The sequence below is a fragment of the Tessaracoccus sp. O5.2 genome, from assembly GCF_964266725.1.
Classification (GTDB): domain Bacteria; phylum Actinomycetota; class Actinomycetes; order Propionibacteriales; family Propionibacteriaceae; genus Arachnia; species Arachnia lapidicapta.
Genome location: NZ_CAXWGV010000012.1, coordinates 95292 through 120227 on the forward strand (window position 1 = coordinate 95292; position 24936 = coordinate 120227).

Below are 24936 nucleotides of genomic sequence, written 5' to 3' on the forward strand. Positions count from 1 at the left end.
CGGATCGGGCCCCCTGGATGTCTGCTTGGCTGTATGCCGTCGGCCGCTGGTGTTACCGGCGGCGCCTCACCGTCATCGCGCTGTGGCTGTCGCTGCTGGCGCTGCTCGGGGTCTCCGCCGGCCTGTGGATGGGGTCGTTCAACAACGCCTTCGAGATCCCGTCGTCGCGGTCCCAGGAGGCGCTCGACAAGCTGCGCATGACGTTCCCGCAGGGCGCGGCACTGTCCGCGCTCGCCGTCGTGGTGGCCCCCGAGGGGCAGCAGGTGGCCGAGTCCCGCGAGCAGATCGAGGCCGCCGTCGCCGACTTCGACGACCTGCCGATGGTGGAGGCCGCGACATCGCCGTGGAACGAGTACGTCGACGGGCTGATCTCGGACTCGGGCCGCGCCGCCATCATCCAGCTCAGCCTCGACTTCGGGGGCGAGGTGCCGACGGAGGAACAGCTCGCGCCCATCACCGACGTCGCCGACGACCTCGAGGCCGCCATGCCCGCGGGCACGCAGGTGAGCATGGGCGGTGAGGCGTACAACATCGAACTGCCGTACCTCAGCATCATCGAGGGCATCGGCCTCATCATCGCGCTTGTGGTGCTGGCCGTGGTGCTCGGCTCGCTCATCGCCGCTGGCCTGCCGCTGCTGACCGCCGTGACGGGTGTCGGCATCGCGATGGCGCTCATGCTGCTGCTCACGCGCATCTTCGACATCAACTCCACCACGCCGCTGCTGTCGGTCATGCTCGGCCTCGCGGTCGGCATCGACTACGCGCTGTTCATCCTGTCGCGGCACCGCGACCAGCTCCGCGACGGGCTGGACCCCGAGGAGTCGGCGGGCCGCGCCGTCGGGACCTCCGGATCGGCCGTGGTATTCGCCGGGCTCACGGTGTTCATCGCGCTGCTCGGGCTCGGGGTGGCCAACATCCCGTTCCTCACCGTCATGGGCATCTTCGCCGCCGTCACGGTGGCGGTCGCGGTGGTCATCGCGCTCACCTTCCTGCCCGCGCTCATGGGCCTGCTGGGGGAGCGGATGCGGCCCAAGCCCCGTGCCGCCGCCGCGGCGTCGGGAGCCCGTCGTCCCGGGCTGTTCGCCTGGTGGGTCGGGGTGACGACCACGCACCCCGTCGCCACGATCGTCACGGTGGTGGCCGCCCTGGTGGCGCTGACCCTGCCGGTGCTGGGGCTGCAGGTGTCGCTGCCGAACGCCGGCCAGCAGCGCCCGGATCAGCCCGCCCGCATCGCCTACGACCTGCTGAGCGAGCACTTCGGGCCCGGCGTCAACGGCCCGCTCATCGTCACGGCCGACATCATCGGCTCCACCGACCCGCTCGGGCTGATGGCCAGCCTCAAGGACGACATCGAGGGCATCGACGGCGTCGCCCAGGTCCCGCTCGCCACCCCCAACCAGAACGCCGACACCGGCCTCATCCAGGTGGTCCCCGAGACCGGCCCCGACGATCCGGCCACCGCCGACCTCGTCCGGGCGCTGATGGAGCGCCAGGACCACTGGCTCGCCGAGTACGGCGTCGAGACCGACGTGACGGGACTCACCGCGGTCCAGATCGACATCAGCGAGAAGCTGACCGCGGCCCTGCTGCCGTTCGGCGTGCTCGTGGTGGGGCTGTCCCTGGTGCTGCTCGCGGCCGTCTTCCGGTCGGTCTGGGTCCCCATCAAGGCGACCGTAGGCTACCTGCTCAGCGTCGGCGCCGCGTTCGGCGCCACCGCTCTCGTGTTCAACTACGGCGTCGCCAAGGAGGTCGTGAACCTCGAGCGGCCCATGCCCGTGATCTCCTTCCTGCCCATCCTGCTCATGGGCATCTTGTTCGGTCTCGCCATGGACTACGAGGTCTTCCTCGTCAGCCGCATGCGCGAGGAGTACGTGCACGGCAAGAGCCCGCTCGAGGCCATCCGGGGCGGCTTCGTCGCCTCCGGGCCCGTCGTCATGGCGGCCGCCATCATCATGATCGCCGTCTTCGCGTTCTTCGTCCCCGAGGGGATGGGGGCCATCAAGGCCATCGCGTTCGCGCTCGCGGTCGGGGTCGCGGTGGACGCCTTCCTCGTCCGGATGACGCTGGTCCCCGCCGTGTTGACGCTGCTGGGCGAGAAGGCCTGGTGGCTGCCGGCCTGGCTGGACCGCATCCTTCCCACGTTCGACGTCGAGGGGGAGGTGCTCAGCACCGAGATGGCCCTCAAGGACTGGCCCGGCGACGGGTCCGTCCTGTTCGCCGACCAACTCGCCGTCGCCGGCGTCGTCGGCCCGCTCGACCTGCGGCTCGTGCCGGGCAACGTCATCGGCATGGTGGGCCCCACCGGGGCCCGCACGGGCGCCGCGCTCGCGCTGAGCGGGCGGCTCGAGACCACTGGGGGGCGCGCCCGAGTCGCCGGAGCGCTGCTGCCCGAGGCCGCGGGGGCGGCCCGGCGTCGCGTCAGCTACCTCGACCTCGCCCACGTCGACGACCCGGCGCGGGCGCTGGCCGCCATGCGCCCGGGCAAGGTCGTCTTCATCGACTCGGTCGATCTCATCACCTCCCCCGAGGCGCATGCCGCGCTCGACTCGCTCATGGACCGCGTCCGCGGCGACGGCGCCGTCGTCCTCTGCGCCGCCGTCGAGGACCACCTCACCGACCACCAGCTCGACGGCGTCTTCGCGGCGCCGTCGGCCGCCCACGAGGAGACCAGGGCATGACCCCCGACACCCAGTCCGGACGCCGCGTCACCTGGCCGGCGATCATCGCCCTGGCGCTCATCCCCCTCCTCACGGTGGCGGCGCTCATCGGCCTCACCCGGCCGGACGCCGAGCGGATCGACGCCGCGGTCGTCAACCTCGACGAGGCCGTCACGGTGGACGGGCAGCTCATCCCCATGGGCCGCCAGCTCGCCGCCGCCATGCTCGAACGCGACGGTGAGAACGTCTCCTGGACCCTCGCCGACGTCCCCGGCGCCGCCGCGGGGCTTCGCTCGGGGGAGTTCGCCGCCGTCGTGACCATCCCGGAGGGCTTCTCCGCCGCCGCGACCTCCTTCTCCGCCAACGACGCCGCGCAGGCGCAGCAGGCCACCATCGACGTCGAGGTGAGCGATAACGCCCCCGTGACCGACGCCCAGCTGGCGCAACAGGTGGCCCGCCTCGCCACCGAGACCATCAACGACACGCTCACCGAGGGCTACCTCGACGGCATCTACGTCGGGTTCAACACCGTGGGCGAGCAGTTCACCACCATCGTCGACGGCGCGCGCCAGCTCGCGGACGGGTCGGGCCAGCTCGCCGACGGCACCCTCGAGGCGTCACAGGGGGCCAACCAGCTCGCCGACGGCATGACGCTGCTGGCGGACAACGGGCCGCGCCTCGCCGACGGCGGGGACCAGCTCGTCCTCGGGGTCGGGGAGCTGGGCGACGGCGCGGCGCAGCTCGCCGACGGCGCCGGTCAGCTCGCGTCCGGCATGCGGCAGTACGCCGACGGCGTCGACCAGTTCGCGGCCCGGACGCCCGAACTCGTCGACGGGGTCGGACAGCTGGCCGACGGCGCGGACCAGCTGCTGGGCGGCCTGCCGCAGTTCGCCGACGGTGCCGCGCAGGCCATCGGCGGCGTGGCGCAGCTGCGCGACGGCCTCGATCAGGTGGTCGCGGGGCTGGACCAGCCGCAGGACTTCTCGCAGCTGCAGGAGCTGGCCGACGGCGCGGCGGGTGTCGCGGCGGGCGCCGAGGGCGTGTCGGGCGGCATCGGGCAGGTCGACGCGGCCATGCAGGGCTTCGCCTCGGGCGCCGTGCCGGCCCCGGCGGAGGTCACCGCCATCTCGGGCCAGATCGCGGCCGGATTCCCGTGTGAGGCCGACGCCGCCACCTGCGACATGCTCAGGGAGGCATTCGCCGCCGGCGCGGCGGCGGGCGTGGGCGCCGGCTTCCAGGCGGGCACCGGGGCGGCCTCCGCCGCCCTCAACACCCCCGACCCCACCACGGGACTGTCGCTCGTCCAGGGTGCCGAGGCGCTGGCCGTGGGCGCCGGGCAGCTGTCCGACGGGGTCGACCAGCTCGTGACGGAGCTCCCCGCCCAGACGGAGGCCCAGCTCGGCACGCTCAAGGCCGGGCTCACCCAGCTGCGCGACGGGGCGGACACCCTCGCCACCGAGGCCCAGCCCATCGTCGACAACGCTCCGGCCATCTCGTCGGGCGCGACCCAGCTCAACGCGGGCATCCAGCAGCTCGACGAGGAGATCGGTGCCCTCCCCGCCGGTGTGGCCCAGCTCAGCGACGGCGCGGACCAGCTCGCCGACGGCGCCTCGGAGCTCGCCACGGGGGCCGGCCAACTGAGCGACGGCGTCGGACAGCTGGAGACCGGCGCCGCGACGTTCGCCGCCGGCGTCACGCAGTACACCGAGGGTGTCGCGTCCGCATCGGACGGCACGGCGCAGCTCGCGGACGGCCTCGCCCAGCTCGCCGACGGCGCGGCGCAGCTCGACGACGGCGTCGACACCTTCGCCACCGAGCTCGCCAAGGGCGCGGAGCAGGTGCCCAGCTACTCGGCCGCGGACCGCGAACGGCTGGCCACCGTCGTCGCGTCCCCCGTGGACCGCGCCGACGACCTCGTCCAGTCCTCCCGCGTCCCCGCCGTGACGCTGCTCCTGGTCTCCGCGTTGTGGCTCGGGGCGCTGGGCGCGTGGGTCGTAGCCCGGCCGGTGCCGCGGGACGTGGTGTCGTCGCGGGCGCCGAGCGTCGTGCTGTGGGCCCGCACGATGTGGCTGCCGCTCGCGGTGGTCGCGGCCCAGGGCGTCGTGCTCGGGCTCGTCGGGGGCGTGGTCCTGGAGGCCGGGTTCGTGACGACGCTCGCGCTGGCCGCGCTGCTGACCGTCATGGGTGCGTCGTTCGTGTTCGCCAACCACGCCCTCGCCGGCTGGTTCGGCCACGCGGGCCGGGCGATCTCCGTGCTGCTGCTCGTCGTGACGGTGGCGCTCGGGCTGTCGTCGGCCGTGTCGTGGCTCGCGCCCGTGACGTTCGTCTCGCCCCTGCACAACGGTCTGCTGCTGGTTCGGGCCTGGCTGGGGGGCGGTTCCGGTGAGATCGGGCTGGCCGCGACCGCCGTGCTGATGGCGGTCGTCGCGCTGGGCGCGTCGGTGCTCGCGGTCTCCGCGCGGCGGCGCCTCAGCGCGGAACAGTTCCGTCGCCGCACCGCGACGGTATCTACCGTCGGAGGTTAACGGAAGTGAGCCCTGACAGTGTGCTTCGGGCCGAGACCCGGTTCGAAGTGCACGCGCCGCACCCCAGGTTGCACGATCGTGCATGGAGGTTGCACCGACGTGCAACCCGGAGTTGGCTAGGGCTGGCGGCCAACGGGTCGTCAAGAGTCATGCGTCACAGATGACGCCGATCTGACAAGGCTGTCAGGAACGGAGTGAGGGATGGAAACCTCCTTGGGTGTTGTCTTCCTCTCGGAAGTCGTGGGATCAGCGATGCTGCTGCTGCTCGGTGGAGGTGTGGTCGCCAACGCGATCCTCACCAAGACCAAGGGCAACGGTCAGGGATTCCTCTTCATCAACTGGGGCTGGGGTATCGCGGTCTTCGCCGGCGTCCTGGTCTCGTACAAGTCCGGCGGTCACCTGAACCCCGCCGTCACGCTCGGCCTCCTCGCCTCGGGGTCCGACACCTACGCAGCCGGTGTTGAGGTCACGGCCGCGTCCACCGTCGTCTACCTCGCCGCCGAACTCGTCGGCGCCATGATCGGTGCCGTCCTCTGCTGGCTGGCCTACAAGGACCACTTCGACGAGGAGCCGGATCCGGCCCTCAAGCTCGCGGTGTTCTCCACCGGCCCTGGCATCCGCAACTACGCGATGAACGTCGTCACTGAGGCCATCGCCACCTTCGTCCTCGTGTTCGTGATCCTGGGCGCCGGCAAGTTCACCGGTGCCGGCGGCTCAGACCCGGCCAACCTCGGCTGGCTCGGCGCACTCGGCGTCGCGATCCTCATCGTCGGCATCGGCGCGAGCCTCGGTGGCCCCACCGGCTACGCCATCAACCCGACGCGTGACCTCGGCCCGCGCATCGTGCACGCCATCCTCCCCATCAAGGGCAAGGGCAGCTCGGACTGGGGTTACTCCTGGGTTCCGGTCGTCGGCCCCATCATCGGTGGCGTCCTCGCCGGTCTGCTGGCCGGCGTCCTCCTCCCCGCAGTCTGATTCTCGAAAGGATTTGAGTAAGTAATGGCTGACAAGTACGTTCTCGCAATCGACCAGGGGACCACGAGCTCCCGCGCCATCATCTTCGACCACAGCGGCAAGATCGTCTCCGTGGGCCAGAAGGAGCACGAGCAGATCTTCCCGCGGGCCGGCTGGGTGGAGCACAACCCGGTGGAGGTGTGGGACAACGTCCGCGAGGTCGTCGCCACCGCACTCAGTGCAGCCCAGATCAACCGCCACAGCCTCGCCGCCGTGGGCATCACCAACCAGCGCGAGACCACCGTCGTGTGGGACAAGAACACCGGCGAACCCGTCTACAACGCGATCGTCTGGCAGGACACTCGCACCGACAAGATCGTGAAGGAACTCGGCGGCGACGAGGGCCAGGACAAGTACAAAGACCGGGTCGGTCTGCCGCTGGCCACCTACTTCTGTGGCCCGAAGGTGAAGTGGATCCTCGACAACGTCGAGGGCGCCCGTGAGCGCGCCGAGGCCGGCGACCTCATCATGGGCACCATGGACACCTGGGTGCTGTGGAACATGACCGGCGGCGTCGACGGCGGCGTGCACGTGACCGACGTCACCAACGCCTCCCGCACCCTGCTCATGGACCTCAAGACCCTCTCGTGGGCCGAGGACATCTGCGCCGACATGACGATCCCGATGTCGATGCTCCCCGAGATCAAGTCCTCCGCCGAGGTCTACGGCTACGGCCGCAAGCAGGGCCTCCTCATCGATACCCCGATCGCGGGCATCCTGGGCGACCAGCAGGCCGCGACGTTCGGTCAGGCCTGCTTCGAGAAGGGCATGGCCAAGAACACCTACGGCACCGGTAACTTCATGCTGCTCAACACCGGCGAGGAGATCGTTCCGTCGAAGAACGGCCTGCTCACCACCGTGTGCTACAAGATCGGCGACAAGCCCGCCATCTACGCCCTTGAGGGATCGATCGCGGTCACCGGCTCGCTGGTGCAGTGGCTCCGCGACAACTTGAAGATGATCAGCTCGGCCCCCGAGGTCGAGGAACTGGCGGCCACGGTCGAGGACAACGGCGGCGCGTACTTCGTGCCCGCGTTCTCGGGCCTGTTCGCTCCGTACTGGAAGTCCGACGCCCGCGGCGCGCTCGTCGGTCTGACCCGCTACGTCAACCGCGGTCACATCGCCCGCGCCGTCCTGGAGGCCACCGCCTACCAGACGCGTGAGGTGCTGGAAGCCATGGAGGCGGATTCGGGTGTGAAGCTCGCCGAGCTCAAGGTCGACGGCGGTATGACCGCCAACGAGACCCTGATGCAGTTCCAGGCCGATCAGCTCGGCGTCGACGTGGTGCGCCCCGTCGTCGCCGAGACCACCGCCCTGGGTGCTGCCTACGCGGCGGGAATCGCCGTCGGCTTCTGGGAAGGCGAGCAGGACGTCATCGACAACTGGGCCGAGGACAAGCGCTGGACGCCCAAGGTCGACGAGACCGAGCGCGATCGCCTGTTCCGCAACTGGAAGAAGGCCGTCACGCGGACCTTCGACTGGGTCGACGAGGACGTCAAGGAGTGATCCGCAACTGACGTTGCCACACGGAGGGGCGCCGGGAGACCGGCGCCCTTTCGCGTCGGTCCGTTCGCTGAGTTCAGCCCGCTCGTTAGCTGAAGTCGCGTCCGGTCCGTTCGCTGAGGTCGCGCCCGCCCCGTCCGCGGAGGTCGTGCCTGGTCCGTTCGCTGAGGTCGCGGCCTCTCCGTTCGCTGAGGTCGCGCCCTCCCCGTTCGCTGAGGTCGCGCCCGGTGCGGAGCACCCGGGCGAGTCTCGAAGCCGACGCCGGAGGCGTCGATCCCGGAACCCCCAGCACGAATAGCAGGCTCACTCACCGCTGGGGCTTGCCTGCGGCGTTGAGGGCGGAGTTCGACGGCGTGTCGTGCCTGGTCCGTTCGCTGAGGTCGCGCCCGGTGCGGAGCACCCGGGCGAGTCTCGAAGCCGACGCCGGAGGCGTCGATCCCGCACCCCACAGCACGAATAGCAGGCCTACGCCCCACCGGGGCTTGCCTGCGGCGTCGAGGGCGGAGTTCGACGGCGTGTCGTGCCTGGTCCGTTCGCTGAGGTCGCGCCCGGTGCGGAGCACCCGGGCGAGTCTCGAAGCCGACGCCGGAGGCGTCGATCCCGCAACCCGCAGCACGAATAGCAGGCCTACTCACCGCCGGGGCGCGCGTACGGCGTCGAGGGCGGAGTTCGACGGCGTGTCGTGCTGGTGGGGGCGGCGGCGGCACAGCGGGGGGCGGCCGCGGCGGCGCCGCGTGGCGGCCGGCGGGGCGGCGGGGCGGCGGCGGAGCGACGACGGGGGCCGGTGTTGCGGGAGCGGCCCGGCGTCGGCGGGTCCGCGACTAGCCTGGGCCCATGGCGGAGCACGTAGTCATCCGAGCAGGCGAGCACGAGGTGCGCATGACGTCGCCCGACAAGGAACTGTGGCCCGGCGCCGGGATGGCCGACGGCGCCCCCGTCACCAAGCGCGACCTCGCCGACTACCTCCTCACGGTGGCCGACCAGTTCCTCCACCTCAACGGCGACCGCCCCATGACCCTACAGCGGTTCCCGGAGGGCATCGACGGCGAGGAGTTCTTCTCCAAGCGCCCGCCCCAGGGCGCGCCGGACCATCTGCGTCGCGTGATGTGCACCTATCCGTCCCGCCGACGACACGAGCAGCTGGTCTTCGACGAGCCGGCGGACCTCGTCTGGGCCGCGCAGATGGGCACCCTGACGTTCCACCCGTGGCCGGTGCGCACCCCGGAACTCGACAACCCCGACGAGCTGCGCATCGACCTGGACCCGCAGCCCGGCCGTGACTTCCACGACGCCGTCACCGCCGCGCTCGCCCTCCGCGACGTCATGGCGGAGGCGGGCCTCACGGCCTACGCCAAGACCTCCGGAAACCGGGGTGTCCACGTCTACGCCCGCATCCGGCCGACGCACGAGTTCCAGGACGTCCGGCACGGCGTCATCGGGATCGCGCGGGAGCTGGAGCGCCGCATGCCTGAGCTGGTCACGACGTCGTGGTGGAAGGAGGAGCGCGGCGAGCGGGTCTTCGTCGACTTCAACCAGGCCAACCGCGACCGCACCATCGCCGCGGCCTACTCGCCCCGCCCGCTGCCCGGGGCGCCCGTGTCGACGCCGCTGTCCTGGGACGAACTGCCCGACGCCCACCCCCGCGACCTCACCCTCCGGACCGTCCCCGCGTTGCTGCGGCGCAGGCCGTGCCCGTGGAGCGACATCGACGACGAGCCGGGCGACGTCGCCGGCGCGCTCGCCCTGTGGGAGGCGGACCTGGAGCGCGGGCTGGGGGAGTTGAACTTCCCGCCCGACTATCCCAAGATGCCCGGCGAACCGCCGCGCGTGCCGCCCAGCAAGCGCCGCACCGATCGCGCCGACGACGAGTACCTGGCGCCGAAGGCCGAACGCGACGCCGAGTGGGGCACCGCCATCGCGCCGCCCTACGGCCCCATGCTGGCGAAGGCGGTCAAGAAGTTGCCCACCGGCGACTTCCTCTACGAGCCGAAGTGGGACGGGTTCCGCTCCATCATCTGGCGGTCCGGCGACGAGGTGGAGATCGGGTCGCGCAACTCGCGCCCCATGACCCGCTACTTCCCCGAGATCGTCCGCGCCGTCGTCGACAACTTCCCCGACCACTCGGTCATCGACGGCGAGATCATCCTCGTCGATCCCACGACGGGTGACCGGCTCAACTTCGACCTCCTCCAGCAGCGCATCCACCCGGCCGCGTCGCGGATCAAGAAGCTCAGCGAGGCCACGCCCGCGAGTTTCGTCGCGTTCGACCTGCTGGCGCTGGGGCAGGAGAACTTCGTCGAGCGGCCCTTCCGGGAGCGCCGCGCGGCACTGGAAGAGGCCCTGGCCGACGCCGAGGCACCCATCCACCTCACGCGCGCGACGCTCGATCCCGCCGTCGCGGAGCAGTGGTTCGAGCAGTTCGAGGGCGCCGGGCTGGACGGGATCGTCGCCAAGCCGCTTGGCGAGCCCTACGTCGAGGACAAGCGCGTGATGAGCAAGTACAAGCACGAGCGGACCGCGGACTGTGTGGTGGCGGGCTACCGGCTCTACCGCGGCGAGTCCGACGCCATCGGCTCCCTGCTCCTCGGGCTCTACACCGACGACGGTGTCCTCAACTCGGTGGGCGTCATCGGGGCCTTCCCGATGGAGCGCAGGCGCGAGCTGTTCGCCGAGCTGCAGCCCCTGGTCACGACGTTCGAGGACCATCCGTGGGCCTGGGCGCAGCCGGAGGAGACGTCGCCGGACAACCGCGACCAGTCGTTCCCCCGGACGCCGACGGCGGCCGCACACTCGCGCTGGAACGCGAAGAAGGACCTGTCGTTCACCCCGCTGCGGCCGGAACGCGTCGTCGAGGTGCGCTACGACCACATGGAGGGCGACCGGTTCCGGCACACGGCGCAGTTCGTGCGCTGGCGCGACGACCGGGAGCCGGAGTCGTGTACGTATGCCCAGCTCGATGAGCCCGTGAGCTACGACCTCGGCGAGGTGCTGGGCGGGTGAGCGCGGCGGCCGCTACTGCAGCGTGATCTCGGCGATCTCGGCGCGGTAGCCGCCTTCGACCTCGGGCAGGTTCGTCACGTACACCATGAGGTAGCGCGTGTCCGTGGGCGCCTCCAGCGCGATGGTCGCCGCCCCGCTGGCTGCGTCGTCGGATCCGACGACGGTCCAGTCCTGCTCGGTCCGCGTCGACGGCTCGGAGCCGGCGGGCACCCTCAGCTCGACGGCGGTCGGGCCGCCGCCGACCAGGGTGACGGTCGCCGACGTCACGGTCCGCGCCTCGCCCAGATCCAGCACCAGGCCGACGCCCGGCTTCAGCCCGCCCATGTCCGGGCGCCGCAGGTAACGCATGGTTACCCAGGTGGTCTCGGGGTCGCCGTCGATGACGTTGGCCACCCGGTCCGGGTTCTCCTCGGCGTTGCCGCCGTCGGCCTCGGGATCGAAGTCCGTGACCGACGCGATCGTGGGGGCGGCCGCGCTGGGCGAGCCGGAGGCCGTCGCCCCCTCCGTGGGGGAGCCGCTCGCCGACTGCGACGACGTCGGGCTCGTGCCGGGATCGCCGCCGCCGGTCCACAGGGCGATGAGCGAGGCGACGGCGATCAGGGCCAGGAGCGCCAGCAACGCGACGAGACCGCGCCGGGTACGGCGCTGGTCCTCGTCCCCGTCCGCCGTGGTGGGGGCGGCCGCCGCGCGCCGGGCGCCGGCATCGTCGACCGGCAGTCCCGCCCCGGCCGCCGGGGCTGCGGGCGGCACCTCGGCGATCCGCTGCTCGCGCACCGGCGTCCAGATGGCCGTGGCGGCGGCCGCGCGGGGGGCGGTGGCGGTGCCCGGGTCGGCGGCATCCAGGGCTCGGACCCGTTCCTCCAGGTCCGGCGACGCGTTGGCGGTGCCGAGCACGGCGGACAGCGCGTCGGCGAGCTGCGCCACCGACGTGATCCGCGGATCCCCCGCGGACCCGCGCTGGGTCAGGGCTGCGGTGCAGATCCGGTCCAGTGCCGGCGAGATCCCGGCCTGCACCTGGTGGGGCGGCGCCGTCTCCCCCGCGACGATGGGGGCGGGCGGCATGCCGAACGCCGCGCCCCCGGGCCAGCGGCGCACGAGGGACGCGTACAGCAGCGCGGCGAGCCCCACGACGTCCGAGCGCTCCCGCGTCGACCATGCCGACTCCGGCCCGTCGCCCCGGGTGAGGGCGGCGTCGACGCCGAAGCCCCCGAGCCGCACCGCCCCTGCCGTCGTGATGATGACGGCGTCGGGCGAGATCCGCTCGTGGAACAGCCCCTGGGCGTGCACGGCGACCAGCGCGTCCGCGAGCTCGCGCACGATGTGGGCGGCCTCGAGGGCGCTGAGGGGCCCCGCGGCCAGCAGCTCGGTGAGGGAGCGGCCGGGCGCGTACTCGCGCACGACGAAGGCACCCACCCCCATGTCGGGGGCGATCACCTCATCAGCGTCCAGGACGCGGAGGAAACGGGAGTCGGTGGCCACCGCGCCCTTGCGCGCGGCGAGCATCAGGTCGGGGATGCGCGGGTCGCCGGGGGCCACGACGTGGACCACCACGTCCCGGGAGAGCACCTGGTCGTGGGCGCGCCACGTGCCGGAGCCCGCGCTGTCACCCAGCGCCTCCACCAGCTCGTAGCGGGTGCTGAGCAGCGTGCCCGCCTCGACGGCGCCCACGGCCGGCTCCTCGCGGAACAGCCCGGGCAGGTCCAGCGCGCCCGTCGGTTCGTCGGCGAGCCCGGCCGCGACCGGGGGCAGGTCCACCGGGTCCGCGCCCATCGGCGCCTCAGCCTCCGCCGGTGATCCGCCGGCGACGGCGTCATCTGGCTCCTCGTCCCACGCGTCGGGCTCGCGGGTCCACGCGTCGGGGGCATCCGCCCAGGGGTCGGGCTCCGCCGCGCTGGGGCCGGGGAACCGGTGGTCGCCCACCAGGGGGCGGTTGCGCACCACGGTGGCCGGGCCGGTGTCGAAGGAGTCGATCATGTCGGCGCGGACTGCGGGAAGGACGTCTGTCGGGTAGTCGTCCGACGGGTGCGACGAGCCGCGCGGCACTGCCACGACGGCGTCGTCGGCCGGTTCCGTGACCGGCCTCCGCCGCCCGAACCGGCTCCCCACGAGCTCCGACAGGCTGGCCAGCTCCTTGACGTGCAGGAGCTTGCCCATCAGCAGGAAGCCGCCGAGGATCAGCAGCCCGCCCGCCGCGATGGCGGCGATCTGCCCGAGGATCCGCTGCTCGATGACGTCGGTCAGCCACCGGGCCGCCGCGTACGCCGCGGCGCCACCGATGGCGGCCCCCAGCAGCAGCCGCACCAGGTGCAGGGCCAGGGCTCGGCCGTCGAGTCCCGGCACCCTGGAGTGCAGCGTGCGCCAGGTCACGCCGACCCCGATGAGGTAGGCCAGCGAGTAGGCCAGCGCCAGTGCCGCGGCGATCCACTCGTCGGACCCGACCGCCCACACCAGCGCGATCGCGCCCACGATGTTCAGGCCGGCGATGACGATCTGCAGGAAGAACGGCGTGCGGGTGTCCTCCAGGGCGTAGAAGGTGCGCAGGCACACGAACTGCAGCGTGAACGGGATGAGCCCGAGCGCGAAGGCCATGAGGGCCCACGCGATCCAGCCCGCATCCTCGGCGCCGGTGCCGTGGCCGAACAGCAGTCCCGCCATGGGCTGCGCGAGCGCGATGAAGGCGACGGTCGCGGGCACGATCGCCACCAGCGCCAGCCGCACCGTCTTGGTGAATTCCGCCGCGACGCCGTCGAGGTCGCCCTGCGCGGCCAGCCGGGAGGCGTTGGGCAGCATCGCTGTGGCGAGGGACACCGTGATGAGGGAGTGCGGGAGGATCCACAGCAGATGGGCGTTGGCGTACACCGTGACGCCGGCGCCGTGGCCGCCCGCGGTGGCGGAGGTGGCCAGGCGGTTGACGACCATGAGCGACACCTGGTTGACCGCGACGAACCCCATGGTCCACTTGGTGAGCGCGAACGTGTGGCCGAGCCCGGTGCCCTTGAGATCGAAGCGCGGGCGGATCCGGAAGCCGACCCGCCGGACGTACGGCAGCATGACGAGGGTCTGGGCCGCGATCCCGAGGGTGGAGCCCAGGCCGAGGACCAGCAGCTGGGGGGTGGTGAACGGGCCGCCGTGGTCCTGGCCATTGCCCCAGACGACGAAGTACAGCCCGAGCACGATGATCGAGATCACGTTGTTGGCGATGGGGGCCCACATCATGGGGCCGAACTTGTCACGCGCGTTGAGCACCTGGCCCAGCAGGAAGAACGCCCCGTAGAAGAAGATCTGCGGGAGGGTCAGGTACGTCAGCGCGATCATCGACGCGTACTGCGCCGACAGCCCGGGCTGGCGCCACTCCTCGGAGGTGTAGATGGCGGTCACCACCGGCGCGGCGATGGTCACCACGACCGCGACGGCCGTGACGATCAGCATGAAGGCCGTCATGATGCGGTTGGTGTACGCCTCGCCGCCGTCGTCGTCGTTCTTGATGGCGCGGACGATCTGCGGCACCAGCACGGTGTTGAGGGCGCCGCCGGCGAACAGGATGTAGAGCGAGTTGGGCACCATGGTGGCCAGGCCCAGCATGTCGGCCTGGCGCGTGCCGTTGCCGAGGATGAACGCGATGAGCATCACGCGGATGACGCCGAGGACGCGCGAGATCATCGTTCCCGACGCCATGATGGCGCTCGCGCCGACCAGCCTCTTGGTGCTACTGACTTGACTCACGGTTCTCCTTCAGGGCCGGCCCGTTCGCGCTGCACGGCTCGGATGCGCAGGGCGGTGCCCCCGACCACCACTGCACCCGATACGACGATGATGATCCAGCCGACGCGCCCGAAGTCGGTGGCCGTGATCTCGATCGGCACCGGCGCCCCAAGGGGAGTGCCGTCGATCGTGGTCAACTGGGCGCGCACGATCGTGACGCCGTTCGCGGAGGCCTCCGGAGTGATGTCGACGGTGGCCGACTCGCCGGGCGCGACGGTGACCGGCCCCACGGCGGGGACGCGGATGCGCTGCGGCGCGTCGGAGGCGAACCCGATCCGCACCTGGATCGGGATGCCGAGCCCGTTGGTGACGGTGGCCGGGAACGTGTTGGTGCGCGATCCCATGACGAAGGACTGCGCCGCCTTCAGGGTGATGCGGGAGGCGTCCACGCGGGCGGGGGTGGTGGCGGCGACGTAGGTGACGGCGTCGGCCTCGGCCCGGAACGCCGACGAGAAGGACAGGGCGGTCAGGCGGGTCAGGTCGGCGGGATCCTCGGCCCCCATGAGTTCGCGCCGGAACTCCGCGGTGTCGCCCGCTTCGTCGAGCGCCTCCGCGAGGGCCGGCCACGGCTCGGTGGCGGCCGCGGCGGGCCAGGTGATCGTCGAGTCCTCGGGGGCCGCGGGCCGGATGCGTCGCAGGGCGTCGTCGGCGGCGGCGTCGAGGGCCGCTTCCGCCTCCGTGGTGACCAGCCGCAGGGGCGGGGCGTCCGCCACGAGGGCGTCGGCCACCATGCGGCCGGCTCGGACCCCCTCGGGCAGCGCGGCCACCGTGGCGGAGGATCCGGCGCCCAGCACCGCCGGCGAGCCGGCCGTGGCGCCGTCGGCGCCGACGACCACGACGGTGTCCGCCCCCGTCAGGGCGGCGACCAGCCCTGCGTCGGCACCCGCACCGACGATCGCCGCGAGCGGCAGGTCGCGCCAGGGCGCAGGGGTCGCGGTGTCGGCGGCCGCCCACACCTGCTCGAGGCGCTCCGTGGCCCGCGCGCGGACCAGGTCCGGGTCGCCGTAGGGGAGCCGCCACAGCCGGTCCGCGGCGGCCAGCGCCGCGACGCGGTCCGCCCAGCGCAGCGCGACCCCGCTGCCGGACCGGCCGACGCCGGCGACCACGTGCTCGTCGGCCATCCGGGTCACCGCCTCGAGAAGCGCCGGGTCCACGGCCGCCACCACGCCGTCGCGCTCAGCGCTGGTCAGCAGCGTGTCGAGCCGGCCGGAGAGCTCGTCGGTGAGGGAGTCGTCGAGGAATTCGCCGGTGGGAAGCCACGACGGCGGCGCGGTGAGCTCCACGACGGTGCTGACCTCGGGCTGCGTCGTCGTCGCGGCGACGACGACCTGGTCCTCCCCGACGACCTGGTTGCCGCCGGAGGCGGGGATCCCGCGGACCTGCACGCCGAGGAGGTAGGCCGCGTCGTCCCGCGGGAAGGCGTACTGGCCCGTGGTGAGCTGCGCGACGGTGGCGCGGACCTGGAAGTCCGCACGCTGCCCGGGCGCGAACTCGTCCTCGCGGGTGAGGATGTGCAGGTTCCCCGCGGCCTCGTCGACCAGACGGGCCCCGAGCGGGACCTCCGCGACGGCCGCGTCGAGCTGAGCCGGCGTCGTGAGGGCGGTGCTCAGCCGCCAGAAGTGCACGTTGACGTAGCGGATGGGTTCAGTGGAGACGTTGGTGAGCGTCCCGGAAAGCTCCACGACCTGCGTCGGGTCCGACAGGTTCAGGGTGGGGGTGGACACGGCGGTGAGCTCCACCGCGAGGAGGTCGCCCGCCGCGGCGGCGGGGCGCGGCAGGGCCAGCCCGGTCACCGCGAGGAGGGTCGCGACGAGCAGCGCGCGCACCCACCGACCGACCATCACCGTCCCATCGTAGATGCCGCCGCCGCGGCGGCGGCCGTCACCGCTCGCCGCGATCGGCCCACCACCGGCGCAGCAGCTCGACCGCCTCGTCGTGGGGGACGGGGCCGTGCTCGGTCCGGTGCTCCAGTAGGAAGGCGTATGCCTCCCCGACGACTCGTCCCGGGCCGATGCCGAGCACGGCCATGATCTCGGTGCCGTCGAGGTGCGGCCGGAGCGCGGCGAGTTCCTCCTGTGAAGCCAGCTCATCGATGCGCCACTCCAACTCCTCGTAGGCGCGACGCAGCCGGGTGGCGCGCTGCCGATTGCGCGTCGTGCAGTCGGCGCGGGTCAGCATGTGGAGGCGCTCCAGCTCGTCGCCGGCGTCGCGCACGTAGCGGCGCACCGCGGCGTCGGTCCAGGCGCCCTCGGAGTAGCCGTGGAACCGCAGGTGCAGCTCGATGAGCTTCGCCACCGACTTGACCACCTGCGTGGGGTAGTTGAGGGCTTTGAGCCGCTTGGTGGCCAGCTTCGCGCCCACGATGTCGTGGTGGTGGAACGTCACCTTCGGGCCCTCGAAGCGCCGGGTGGCGGGCTTGCCGATGTCGTGCAGCAGCGCCGCGAGCCGGTTGACGAGGTCTGGCGCGTGTCCCCGGGCCTTCTCCAACTCGATCGCCTGGTCCAGCACCGTCAGCGTGTGCTGGTAGACGTCCTTGTGGCGGGCGTGTTCGTCGAGCTCCAGCTGCAGAGCCGGCAGCTCAGGCAGGATCAGGTCCGCGATGCCCGTGCTCACCAGAAGGTCCAGCCCCACGCGCGGCGAGTCCGTGAGCAACAGGCCCGACAACTCCGCCTGGATCCGTTCCGCGGACACGATCTGGATGCGCTCTGCCATCTCCGTCATGGCGCGCACTACCTCGGGCGCCACCTGGAAGCCGAGCCGCGAGGCGAAGCGCGCCGCGCGCATCATCCGCAGCGGGTCGTCCGAGAACGAGTGCTCCGGGGTGGACGGGGTGCGCAGGACACCGTCGGCCAGGTCGTCGAGGCCCCCGTAGGGGTCGACGAAGGTGCGGGTCGTGACGTCGACGGCCATGGCGTTGACGGTGAAGTCGCGGCGCACGAGGTCGCCGTCGATCGTGTCGCCGAAGGCGACCTCCGGCTTGCGCGACTCGCTGCGGTAGATGTCCGCCCGGAACGTGGTGATCTCGATCTGCCACTCCTGGTCGTCGGCGCGCTTGAGGGCGCCGATGGTGCCGAAGTCGCGGCCGATGTCCCACGTCGACGGTGTGAACCGGCGCAGCAGGTCGTGCGTCTGGTCCGGGGTCGCCGACGTCGTGAAGTCGAGGTCGTGGCCCAGGCTCCCGAGGAGCGCGTCGCGGACAGAACCCCCCACCAGGTAGAGCTCGTGGCCGGCGTCGCGGAAGAGCCGGCCGAGGTCGTCGATCACCGGCGCGATGCGCAGCAGTTCATGCATCGCGTTGGTCTGCGCTTGGGTCAGGCTCGGCACAAGCGAGAAGTCTACGTCGTCGCCGCCGTGCGCCATCATGGGCGCTATGGCTGACATCTGGGAGAAGCTGCTGCTGAGCGTCATCGTCATCGTGGTCGCGTTGCTGACGCGCCTGGTGCTGCGGCACGTGATCCGCCGCTCCGTGGCCGCACTGGTCGAGCGCGGCCGGGACCGCAACGACGACCTGGGTGCCAAGGCCCGCTCGATCCTCGCCCGCGCCGGAGGCCTCAGCGCCGAGCGGCACCGGCAGCGCGTCGAGACGCTGGGATCGTTGCTGCGCAACGTCGTCGACGTCGTGCTCATCCTCGTGGTCGTGCTCACGATCCTCGCGACATTCGGGGTCCCCATGGGCCCGCTCATCGCGTCGGCCGGCGTCGGCGGGGTCGCGCTCGGCTTCGGGGCGCAGTCCCTGGTCAAGGACTACCTCTCCGGCATCTTCATGTTGGCCGAGGACCAGTACGGCGTCGGTGACCTCATCCACGTCGGCGACCTCAAGGGGACGGTGCAGGAGGTGACGCTGCGCGTCACGAAGCTGCGCGACCCCTCCGGGACGGTCTGGTACGTCCGCAACGGCGAGATCCTCACGCTCGGCAACGTCTCCCAGGGCTACTCGACGGCGATCGTCGAGGTCCCAGTCGCCATCGACGAGGACCCGGAGCGCGTACAGTCCGTGCTGCGGGCCGCCGTCGGGACCATGGCGGAGGAGCCCGAGTGGTCCGAGGTGTTGTTGGAGAACCCCACCGTTCTGGGCGTCGACTCCATGAGCGAGGGCACCATGGTGCTGAAGATCCTGCTCAAGACCGGCCCGGACCAGCAGTGGGGACCCATGCGCGAGGCCCGGGCCCGTGCCCTGCGGGCGTTGGCGGCCGAGGGGGTGCGCGGACCCATCCTCCCGGGCCTTCCGGGGGCACGTCCCGGCGTCTGACCTGGCGAAACGCCGCCTCGGGGGGCCGTGAGGTTTGCGTTGTCGGTACTACTCGTGGTCGGAGGACCCATGGTCAAGCGACTCATGGAGGCCCAGGCCGCCGCCGGCGAGTTCGACTCGCAGGGGCTATACATGGTCGACACCGTCACCGGCATCGCCGCGGGCGGGCTGGCCGCTGCGTCGCCGCGACCGGCGCCGGCCGACGTGGGTGGGTCTGCAGGTGGGCGCCGGAGTCGTCGGGGCATGGGTGTACGCGATCATCCACGTCATGTTCAACCCCTACTGAGCGCGGCCGTCTTTGGCCAGCGTGGCGGCGCCGCTTACGCTGGAGGGGATCCGCGCCCGTCCCGGCGCGGGATGGTTCGGACGAGCTGCAGCCGCGGCTCGTCACCCACGAGACCGTAGAGGACGTGCATGGCTAGGACGAAGGCGAAGCGGGCGGCGGGGAAGAAGTCGCGGATCTGGAAGCGCATCGGCATCGGCGCGCTCGTGACGTTCATCATCCTCGGCCTGTCCGGGCTCGGGGCCTTCGCCTATCTCTATTCGTCGACGGACCTGCCAGACCCCAACGCGGACTTCCAGACCAACACCACGTTTCTCTACTACAACGACGGGCGCAACCAGCTGGGGTCGCTCGCCGTGCAGAACCGCGTGACGCTCGACTACGCCGACATGCCTCAGGTGATGAAGGACGCCGTCATCGCGGCGGAGAACCGGTCGTTCTGGGAGGACCCCGGCTTCTCGATCTCCGGCATCGCGCGCAGCGCCGTGTCGATCGCGACGGGCGGCGAACTGCAGGGCGGCTCCACCATCACGCAGCAGTACATCAAGATCCTCTACCTCGACTCCGGACAGCGCCTGTCGCGCAAGGTCAAGGAGCTCTTCCTCGCCATCAAGATCGGCCGCGAGATGCCCAAGGAGGAGATCCTCGAGGGCTACCTCAACACCATCTACTTCGGCCGCGGCGCGTACGGCATCCAGGCCGCCGCGAAGTCCTACTTCCTCAAGGACGCCAAGGACCTCACCGTCGACGAGGCGGCCGCCCTCGCCGCCATCCTCAACAACCCGGCCGGGTTCAACCCGTCGGGCGGCCCCGAGAAGGTGGAGCGGCTCCTGGGTCGCTACCGCTACGTGCTCGACGGCATGCTCGAGATGGGCGTGATCACGGACGCTGAGCACACCCGGGCCTCCGCGCAGCTGCCGGAGTTCCCCGACGTCCCGGTCAACGACCGCTATGGCGGCCCGAAGGGCTTCCTCATCAAGTCGGTCGAGGACGAACTGATCGCGCAGGGCTTCACGGAGGCCGAGATCCAGGGCGGCGGCCTCAAGGTCGTGACCACGCTCGACAAGACCATGCAGACCGCCGCCATCGCGACCGCGCAGAAGTACACCGCCCAGGCCGCCGCGGACGCCGACGGCTCGCCCGACGCGGCTCAGCTGCACGCCGCCATCGCCTCCGTCGACACGGGCAGCGGCGCGGTGCTGGCCATGTACGGCGGCCGCGACTACGTCTCGAGCTCCCGCAACTGGGCCACGACCGACCGGCCGGCGGCTTCGACGTTCAAGACGTTCGCCACCATCGCGGGCCTGCGCAACGGATTCTCGCTGAACTCGCTGTTCAACGGCGACACCTTCACCCCACGTGGCGACACCAAGACCGTCCGCAACGAGTTCGGGTGGGAGTACGGACCCGTGACGCTGCGGCAGGCGACCGCCGAGTCGATCAACACCGCGTTCGTCGACATGACCCAGCAGATCCCCGACGGGCCCAACGAGGTCATCAAGGCCGCCAACGACGCGGGCGCGCCCCGTAGCCGCGGCTGGGACGCCAACAACCGCATCGCGCTCGGCGCCGCCGAGGTGAGCCCGCTGAACATGGCCAACGCGTACGCGACCCTCGCCAACGGCGGACAGCGCCACACCACGCATATGGTGGCCCGGGTCGAGGACCGTAACGGGCAGGTGCTGTACGAGGCCGAGGCGACCCCCGAGCAGACCATCGAGCGCAACGTCGCCGCGAACGTCACCGACGCCCTGACGTCCGTGGTGCAGGAGGGCACGGGCCGCCGCGCCGCCGAGCTCGGCCGCCCCGTCGCCGGCAAGACCGGCACCAACGGCGTCGACGACGACATCACGTCCGCCTGGTTCGTCGGGTACACCCGGCAGATCTCCACGGCCGTCATGTACGTGGCGGGCGACTCCGGCAACGAGGACCTGGACGACTACAAGCGCCCCCAGGACCGGACGTTCTTCGGGTCGAGCTATCCGCTCATGACCTGGGTCGACTTCATGGCCCAGGCAACGGAAGGCATGCCGGTCGAGGAGTTCGACCGCCCGCAGGAGATCAAGGCCACGAAGGGCTCGGTCAGCGCGTCGCCGTCGCCGAGCCGCACCCGCAGCGCGTCCCCGACGCCCTCACCGTCCGAGTCTCCGAGCGAGGAGCCCAGCGAGGAGCCGACGCCCTCCGAGGAGCCGACCCCGTCCGAGGAGCCGACGCCCTCTGAGGAGCCGACGCCGTCCGAGGAGCCGTCCAAGCCGGGCAACGGCCAGGGTCAGGGCCAGGAACCGGCGCCCTCTCCCGAGCCCACGACGTCGGAGACGCCCGCGGCGGGGGCCGGACCAGGGTCCGATCCCGGTGACAAGCTTCCTCCGCCCAAGGCGCCCGACCTCGGCCCCAGCCCTAGCCCCACCGCGTAGCAGCCGCCCGGCGGTTGCCGTCGTCGCGGCTAGAGTGACCGCGTGACGAACGCGCTGGTCCCTGGCCTCGGCGGGCCCATGGGGCGTCACGCGCGTCCGCGGGGGATCTGGTTCGACGCGCTGCCGTGGGCGGTTGCGGTCGGGACGGCGTCGTTCCTGGTGCTGTTCCTGCGGCACACCCCGTGCGTCCAGACCGAGGTCGGCGTCGACATCAACGCCTACGCCCGGCTCTGCTACTCAGACGTCCAGACCATGGTGCGTGGGCTAGCGCTGCCCGTTGGGGCCTCCCCATTCGACGGGTCGACGCTGGCGGTCGCGCCGTTGGTCGGCGTCCTGCTCCTCGCGGGGATGGCCGTTGCGCGGCTCGTGGGGATCCCCGTCGGCCCCACGGCGACCGACCAGCAGCAACTCGACGCCAGCGTCGTCGCGGTGGGCGCGGTCACGGTCGCGCTCTACCTCTGCTTCCTCGTGTGGATCGTCACGTCCGCCCGCTGGGGGCGCAGATCCCCCGGCCGGCCCTCGTGGGTCGCGATGCTGGTGGCCGCGTCGCCCATCGTGGCCGCCTCAGGCCTCGTCAGCTGGGACCTCCTGCCGGTGGCGCTGACGTCCGCGGCGCTGGCGCTGCTGTCGCGGGGACGGGCCATGGAGGCGGGCATCATCCTCGGGCTGGCCGCCTCGGCCGGCACGATGCCGATCGGGATCGCGCTGGCGGTCACCGTCGGCGCGTGGCTGCGCGGCGCATGGCCCGCCGCCGCCCGCGTGGGCGTGCCCGCGCTGGTCACGTGGTCCGTGGTCCACGCCCCGCTGCTCGTGACCAGTCCCGGCGCGGTCTTCGCGTTCTACCACGGCGAGGTGCACAAGGAGCGCGGCTACGGCTCCCTCTGGTACCTGCTGGAGCTGCTGGGCAAGCCGGTCCGGCACGCGGGGTCGCTGGCGTTCGTCATGCTGGCGGTGTTCCTGCTCGCCGGTGCCGCCTACCTGTACGTGACGCGACGGCGGCCCCACGACGCGTCGCTCATCGCCGTCGTGGTGTTGGCGGCCGTCGTCGTCGGCCCGTCGTTCCCGCCGCAGACGTCGCTCTGGGTGCTGCTCGCGGTTCTTGTGGCGCGGCCGTTCCGCCCGGAGTTGATCGCGGCGACCGTGGCCCACGTGGGCTACTACCTGGCGATCTGGGGGTGGTTGGCCGGCAGCCTGACGCCGGCCCAGTACGGGCCGTACGGCGTGTACTGGGGCGCGATCATCGTGCGCACCGCCGTCGACACCTGGCTCCTGTCGCTGGCCCTGCGGGACATCCGCGCGGCCACCTAGACCATCCGCACCTCGTCGGCGGTCACCGTCGTCATGCGTGCTGTCACGGGAACCTCGTCGCCGATCCGCACCCCCGCGTCGGCACCGGCGACGAACACCATCGACGAGTGCATGTGCGGCGGCTCGGCGAACGCGCGCTTCCTGCCGCCGATCGCGAACGGCGACAGCGAACGCCCCAAGGCATCCAGCACCCCTTGCGCGACCGTCACGCCTCGTTGGCGCAGCGAGCGCTGCGGCGTCGGCGCGGCCATCGCCACCCCGTGGGCGGTGCCGCCGGACACGACGACGATCCACCCGTCCCGCGGCGCCTTGACCTGGTGGTAGCCCAGCCGCTCCCCGGATCGCACCCGGTGCAGGTCGAGCACCGTGGCGGTCGTGGTGTAGGCCCGCTTGTCGCCCAGCCACAGCCGCGTGCCGATCCGCATGTGCGTGCGCACCCCCAGCGCGGTGCGCAGCGCGCGGTAGTCGCTGACGCTCAGGTGGGACACCCAGACAGGGGCACGCTTGACCGCCAGCGCGGCCGATGCGAGCCGCTTGGCCTCTTCCAACGAACCCGACGCGGGCAGATGCACAGCCCATCCCTCGAACGTGAGGTCGGCCAGGTCGCGCTCCGACAGCTCGTCGGGCCGGAGGCCATGACGGTGCATGGACGTCTCGATCTCGACGATGACGCGTGCGTGGGCATGCGAAGCCGCCACGGCGCGGAGATCCTCCGCGCGCGAGATGGTGGTGATGATGCGGGAGTCGTCGAGCAGGGCGGTGGCGGCGTCGTCGAAGGGCCGCCAGGGGTTGAGGACGACGACGTCGCCCGCGAATCCCCCGGCGCGCACCGCGGCGACCTCCTGCGCGACACCGACCGCCAGCGTCCGCAGCCCCAGCCGCGCCGTCTCGGTGGCCAGCATCCGCAGCCCGAACCCGTAGCCGTTGCCCTTCGCGACGGGGACGAGCCCCGGCACATCCTCCAGGAGACCCCGCAGGTGGGTCTGCCAACGGGTGCGGTCCACGGTCAGGGTCAGCGGCATAGTCAGCGTCTCTTCATGTAGAGGTCGAACGCCCGGTAGAGGGCCTTGTTAAGGGGGTAGTCCCACTCGCCGAGGTAGGCTACCGCCTCGCCGCCCGTGCCCACCTTGAACTGGATGAGGCCGATCTCCGGGTCGTCGGCACCGACGCCCTCGACGATGCCCCGCAGGTCGTAGACCGCGCAGCCCGCCTCGTTGGCGTCGCGGATCATCCGCCACTGCACCGCGTTGGAGCCGCGCACCTCACGTTTGGCGTTGGTCGACGCGCCGTAGGAGTACCAAGCGTGTTCGCCGACGCGTACGAAGGTGGTCGCCGCCACGAGGTCGCCGTCGTGCTCGGCCAGGTAGACCCGCATCCGGTCCGGGTCCTCGTCGTTGAGCGCGTCCCACATCGTCTCGAAGTAGGACAGCGAGCGGCCGGTGAAGCCGTCGCGCTGCGCGGTCTCCAGGTAGATGCGGTGGAAGGCCGCCAGGTCTGCGCGGTCGCCCTGCCGCACCGCCACGCCCTCCTTGTCGGCCTTCTTGATGTTGCGCCGCCACAGCTGGTTCATGCCCTTGAGCAGCTCGTCGTCGGACTTCTGCGTGCCGTCGGCGTGCCGCAGCGGGAGCTGGAAGTTGAACATCGGCTGTCCGGCCGCGAACCCGTGCCCCGTCGTGTCCGTCACCCAACCGCCGTGGATCAGCTGGTTGATGATCCGCGTGCCGACGAGGGTGGTCTCGTCCGGCTCGACGTCCGACAGGCGGGTGACGACGTCGTCGGCGATGGCCGCCTTGATCGTGTCGGCGGCCCAGCGACGATGGACGACGGCGGGGCCGATCCGCACCGCGAACGCCCGGTTCCGCTTCGCGTGCACGACGAGCGCCCGCAGGTGATCCGCGACGTCCGCCCGCCCCCAGTCCAGCACCGGGCCCTCCGGGAGGTAGGCCAGGTAGCGCTTCAGCTTCGGCAGCTGCCGGTAGAGGATCAGGCCGACGCCGGTGAGCGTCGCGCCGTCGAAGAACCCGACCGACTCGCCCCGCCATTCGGGCTTCACCGCCGCCCACGCCGGAGTCTGGAGGAACGACGCCGACCCCCGGTCGCGGATGAAGGCCAGGTGCTGGTCTGCGGAGATGGGGCGACAGGTGATGCTCACGAGAGTCAGGCTACCCCGTGGGTCCGTGGCGCGGCGGCCTCCCGCGGGCTGGTCATGGCTCGGGGCCAT

14 protein-coding genes are annotated in these 24936 nt (G+C 71.7%); 8 read left to right on the forward strand and 6 right to left on the reverse strand.

Annotated features, from left to right (window positions below; genetic code table 11):
* The first annotated feature begins 17 nt into the window (after positions 1-17).
* The 4 genes from ACFQPD_RS06485 (at position 18) to glpK (ending at position 7702) form a co-directional block, all read left to right on the forward strand.
* On the forward strand, positions 18-2678 hold the full coding sequence (locus tag ACFQPD_RS06485; RefSeq protein WP_385899565.1) for an MMPL family transporter: 2661 nt from the start codon (positions 18-20) through the stop codon (positions 2676-2678).
* Positions 2675-5182, forward strand: coding sequence for a hypothetical protein (locus tag ACFQPD_RS06490; RefSeq protein WP_385899567.1), 2508 nt, complete (start codon positions 2675-2677; stop codon positions 5180-5182). Before ACFQPD_RS06485 ends, ACFQPD_RS06490 begins: the two co-directional genes overlap by 4 nt.
* 201 nt (positions 5183-5383) lie before the next feature.
* On the forward strand, positions 5384-6157 hold the full coding sequence (locus ACFQPD_RS06495; protein ID WP_385899569.1) for an MIP/aquaporin family protein: 774 nt from the start codon (positions 5384-5386) through the stop codon (positions 6155-6157).
* Between the two features lie 24 nt (positions 6158-6181).
* A complete protein-coding gene (gene glpK, locus ACFQPD_RS06500) occupies positions 6182-7702 on the forward strand; it encodes a glycerol kinase GlpK (protein ID WP_385899570.1) in 1521 nt (506 codons plus the stop codon).
* A 304-nt stretch (positions 7703-8006) separates the two neighbouring features.
* Here glpK and ACFQPD_RS06505 read toward each other — a convergent pair whose 3' ends face one another.
* A complete protein-coding gene (locus ACFQPD_RS06505) occupies positions 8007-8261 on the reverse strand; it encodes a hypothetical protein (RefSeq protein WP_385899572.1) in 255 nt (84 codons plus the stop codon).
* A gap of 272 nt (positions 8262-8533) precedes the next feature.
* Between ACFQPD_RS06505 and ACFQPD_RS06510 the strand changes: the two genes are divergently transcribed.
* Positions 8534-10699, forward strand: a complete 2166-nt coding sequence (locus tag ACFQPD_RS06510) for an ATP-dependent DNA ligase (protein WP_385899574.1) — start codon at positions 8534-8536, stop codon at positions 10697-10699.
* 12 nt (positions 10700-10711) lie between these two features.
* On the opposite strand, the gene murJ is transcribed toward ACFQPD_RS06510, so the two are convergent.
* The 3 genes from murJ to ACFQPD_RS06525 are packed head-to-tail and all read right to left on the reverse strand — an operon-like array spanning position 10712 to position 17842.
* Entirely contained in the window at positions 10712-14422 is a 3711-nt protein-coding gene (gene murJ, locus ACFQPD_RS06515) for a murein biosynthesis integral membrane protein MurJ (RefSeq protein ID WP_385899575.1), read from the reverse strand.
* Positions 14419-16302: a DUF6049 family protein gene (locus ACFQPD_RS06520; protein WP_228383479.1), complete on the reverse strand. Its 1884-nt coding sequence runs from the start codon at positions 16300-16302 to the stop codon at positions 14419-14421. Before ACFQPD_RS06520 ends, murJ begins: the two co-directional genes overlap by 4 nt.
* Before the next feature lie 40 nt (positions 16303-16342).
* On the reverse strand, positions 16343-17842 hold the full coding sequence (locus ACFQPD_RS06525) for a CCA tRNA nucleotidyltransferase (protein WP_385899577.1): 1500 nt from the start codon (positions 17840-17842) through the stop codon (positions 16343-16345).
* Between ACFQPD_RS06525 and ACFQPD_RS06530 the strand changes: the two genes are divergently transcribed.
* The 3 genes from ACFQPD_RS06530 to ACFQPD_RS06540 all read left to right on the forward strand — a co-directional run bounded on the left by ACFQPD_RS06530 (position 17832) and on the right by ACFQPD_RS06540 (position 22715).
* Complete coding sequence (locus ACFQPD_RS06530) at positions 17832-18710, forward strand: mechanosensitive ion channel family protein (RefSeq protein ID WP_385899578.1); 879 nt, start codon at positions 17832-17834, stop codon at positions 18708-18710. The genes ACFQPD_RS06525 and ACFQPD_RS06530 overlap by 11 nt on opposite strands.
* A 414-nt stretch (positions 18711-19124) precedes the next feature.
* Positions 19125-21407, forward strand: coding sequence for a transglycosylase domain-containing protein (locus tag ACFQPD_RS06535; RefSeq protein WP_385899580.1), 2283 nt, complete (start codon positions 19125-19127; stop codon positions 21405-21407).
* 42 nt (positions 21408-21449) lie between these two features.
* Positions 21450-22715, forward strand: a complete 1266-nt coding sequence (locus ACFQPD_RS06540) for a glycosyltransferase 87 family protein (protein ID WP_385899582.1) — start codon at positions 21450-21452, stop codon at positions 22713-22715.
* Here ACFQPD_RS06540 and ACFQPD_RS06545 read toward each other — a convergent pair.
* Both ACFQPD_RS06545 and ACFQPD_RS06550 read right to left on the reverse strand, forming a co-directional pair.
* Positions 22712-23737 carry an alanine racemase gene (locus ACFQPD_RS06545; protein ID WP_385899583.1) on the reverse strand — a complete coding sequence of 342 codons (1026 nt, stop codon included), beginning with the start codon at positions 23735-23737 and terminating at the stop codon, positions 22712-22714. The genes ACFQPD_RS06540 and ACFQPD_RS06545 overlap by 4 nt on opposite strands.
* 2 nt (positions 23738-23739) lie before the next feature.
* The gene (locus ACFQPD_RS06550; RefSeq protein ID WP_385899584.1) at positions 23740-24867 is read right to left on the reverse strand and encodes a lipid II:glycine glycyltransferase FemX; all 1128 of its coding nucleotides are present in this window, start codon (positions 24865-24867) and stop codon (positions 23740-23742) included.
* Positions 24868-24936 lie beyond the last annotated feature (69 nt).

Bases quoted from the DNA above. Each gene is read 5' to 3' on its own strand.
- ACFQPD_RS06510 (WP_385899574.1), top strand. From the start codon at position 8,534: ATGGCGGAGCACGTAGTCATCCGAGCAGGCGAGCACGAGGTGCGCATG.
- ACFQPD_RS06495 (WP_385899569.1), top strand. From the start codon at position 5,384: ATGGAAACCTCCTTGGGTGTTGTCTTCCTCTCGGAAGTCGTGGGATCA.
- ACFQPD_RS06525 (WP_385899577.1), bottom strand. From the start codon at position 17,842: ATGTCAGCCATAGCGCCCATGATGGCGCACGGCGGCGACGACGTAGAC.
- glpK (WP_385899570.1), top strand. From the start codon at position 6,182: ATGGCTGACAAGTACGTTCTCGCAATCGACCAGGGGACCACGAGCTCC.
- ACFQPD_RS06535 (WP_385899580.1), top strand. From the start codon at position 19,125: ATGGCTAGGACGAAGGCGAAGCGGGCGGCGGGGAAGAAGTCGCGGATC.
- ACFQPD_RS06530 (WP_385899578.1), top strand. From the start codon at position 17,832: ATGGCTGACATCTGGGAGAAGCTGCTGCTGAGCGTCATCGTCATCGTG.
- ACFQPD_RS06520 (WP_228383479.1), bottom strand. From the start codon at position 16,302: ATGGTCGGTCGGTGGGTGCGCGCGCTGCTCGTCGCGACCCTCCTCGCG.
- ACFQPD_RS06545 (WP_385899583.1), bottom strand. From the start codon at position 23,737: ATGCCGCTGACCCTGACCGTGGACCGCACCCGTTGGCAGACCCACCTG.
- ACFQPD_RS06490 (WP_385899567.1), top strand. From the start codon at position 2,675: ATGACCCCCGACACCCAGTCCGGACGCCGCGTCACCTGGCCGGCGATC.
- ACFQPD_RS06485 (WP_385899565.1), top strand. From the start codon at position 18: ATGTCTGCTTGGCTGTATGCCGTCGGCCGCTGGTGTTACCGGCGGCGC.